This window comes from Streptomyces atriruber (genome assembly GCF_001418325.1).
In the GTDB taxonomy this organism is placed as follows: Bacteria; Actinomycetota; Actinomycetes; order Streptomycetales; family Streptomycetaceae; genus Streptomyces; species Streptomyces atriruber.
The window spans coordinates 1-2,253 of record NZ_LIPN01000620.1; the positions used below are offsets into that span (position 1 = coordinate 1).

Consider the following 2,253-nt stretch of genomic DNA (forward strand, 5'->3'; position numbering starts at 1 on the left):
CTCCCCACCCCCGTCCTCGCCTTCGCCATAAGGCACCTCGGCGCAGCGGCAGGCGTAGAGGTCACGGCCAGCCACAACCCCCCGCGCGACAACGGCTACAAGGTCTACCTCGGCGACGGCTCCCAGATCGTCCCGCCCGCCGACGCGGAGATCGCCGCCGAGATCGACGCCATCGCGAGCCTCCACGACGTGCCCCGCCCCGACACCGGCTGGGAAACCCTCGACGAAAGCGTCCTGGAGGCCTACCTGGCCCGCACGGACGCCGTCCTGTCCCCCGGCTCCCCCCGCACCGCCCGCGCCGTCTACACGGCGATGCACGGCGTCGGCAAGGACACCCTCCTCGCCGCGTTCGCCCGCGCCGGGTTCCCCGAGCCCGTGCTCGTCGCCGAGCAGGCCGAGCCGGACCCGGACTTCCCCACGGTCGCGTTCCCGAACCCGGAGGAGCCGGGCGCGATGGACCTGTCCTTCGCGACGGCGGCCCGTACCACCCCCGCCCCCGACCTGATCATCGCCAACGACCCGGACGCGGACCGCTGCGCGGCGGCCGTCAAGGACGGCGCGGACTGGCGGATGCTCCGCGGCGACGAGGTCGGCGCGCTCCTCGCCGCCCACCTCGTCGACCGCGGCGCCACCGGCACCTTCGCCGAGTCGATCGTCTCCTCCTCGCTCCTGGGCCGGATCGCCGAGAAGGCGGGCCTCCCGTACGAGGAGACCCTCACCGGCTTCAAGTGGATCGCCCGCGTCGACGGCCTCCGCTACGGCTACGAGGAAGCGCTCGGCTACTGCGTCGACCCCGAGGGCGTACGCGACAAGGACGGCATCACGGCGGCGCTCCTGCTCGCGGAACTCGCCTCCGGGCTCAAGGAGGAGAACCGCACGCTCCTCGACCTCCTCGACGACCTCGCCGTGGAGCACGGCCTGCACGCCACCGACCAGCTGTCGGTCCGCGTGGAGGACCTCTCCCTGATCGCGGACGCGATGCGCCGCCTGCGCGAGCAGCCGCCGACGGAGCTCGCGGGCCTGGCCGTGTCGAAGGCGGAGGACCTGACGCGCGGCACGGAGTCGCTGCCGCCCACCGACGGCCTGCGCTACACGCTGGACGGCGCCCGCGTCATCGTCCGCCCGAGCGGCACCGAGCCGAAGCTCAAGTGCTACCTCGAAGTGGTCGTCCCGGTGGCCGACAAGGCCGCGCTGCCCGAGGCCCGCACCCGCGCGACGGACCTCCTGGCCGCGATCAAGCGCGACCTCTCGGCGGCGGCGGGCATCTGACGCGAGTCTCCGCGGGCGCGGCCGCCCGGACCACCCGTCCGGGTGGTTCCGCGACGCGACTGCCGCAGTGACCCGGTGCGCTGCCGGTCTTCCCAGGAAGGGACGACCGGTAGCGCACTTTCACGTTCCGGGAGCCGCCGCAGTGCCGTACGAATTCTCCGAGCCCTCCACCGCCGCCCCGTCCCGCGTCCCGGCGCCCGCGTCGAGGGGCCCGCACGGCGCCGCGCCCGCGCCCCGCGGACTCCGGGCGCGCGCCACCCGCGCCCTGCGCCACGCCTGGCCCGCCCTCGCCGCGTACACGGCCGTCCGGGCGCTCGGCCTGCTGGTGTTCACCGTGTGGGCGCACCGCGACCACCGCGGCGTACGGCACCTGCTCATGGAGTCGTGGGACTGCGACTGGTACCTGAAGATCGCCCAGAACGGCTACGCCCACGAGCTCGGCAGCCGCGTCGACGGCAACAACCTCGCCTTCTTCCCGCTGCACCCGCTGCTCATCAGGGCGGGCGACGCCCTCGCGCCCTGGCTGCCGAGGGGCGCGGCGGGCCTGTCGGTGTCGGTGGCCGCCTCGCTGCTCGCCGCGTGGGGGATCTTCGCGGTGGGCGACCGGCTGTACGGCCGCAGGGCGGGTGTCGTCCTCGCCGTCCTGTGGGGCAGCCTGCCCGTGGCGCTCGTGCAGTGGATGGGCTACACGGAGTCGCTGTTCACGGCCCTGTGCGCCTGGTCGCTGTACGCGGTGCTCAGCGGGCGCTGGCTGTGGGCGGGCTCCCTCGCCGCCCTCGCGGGACTCACCAGGCCCACGGGCGTGGCGGTGGCCGCGGCGGTGTCCCTGACAGCACTCCTCACCCTGCGCGGCCCCCGCACCGCCACCCCGCACCGGCCCTCCCCCACCCGTCCGCTCCTGGGCGCCCTCATCGCCCCGCTCGGCTGGCTCGCGTACGTCGGGTGGGTGGGCCTGCGCCTCGGCCGCTGGGACGGGTACTTCGC

Annotated in this window: 2 protein-coding genes; both read left to right on the forward strand. The window is 75.0% G+C overall.

The window, feature by feature from the left end:
* The coding region (locus AOK03_RS39335) for a phospho-sugar mutase (RefSeq protein ID WP_055570131.1) at positions 1-1,269 on the forward strand (1,269 nt) is incomplete at its 5' end.
* A 142-nt stretch (positions 1,270-1,411) separates the two neighbouring features.
* On the forward strand, positions 1,412-2,253 hold an 842-nt coding region (locus tag AOK03_RS39340), incomplete at its 3' end, for a glycosyltransferase family 39 protein (protein ID WP_107098226.1).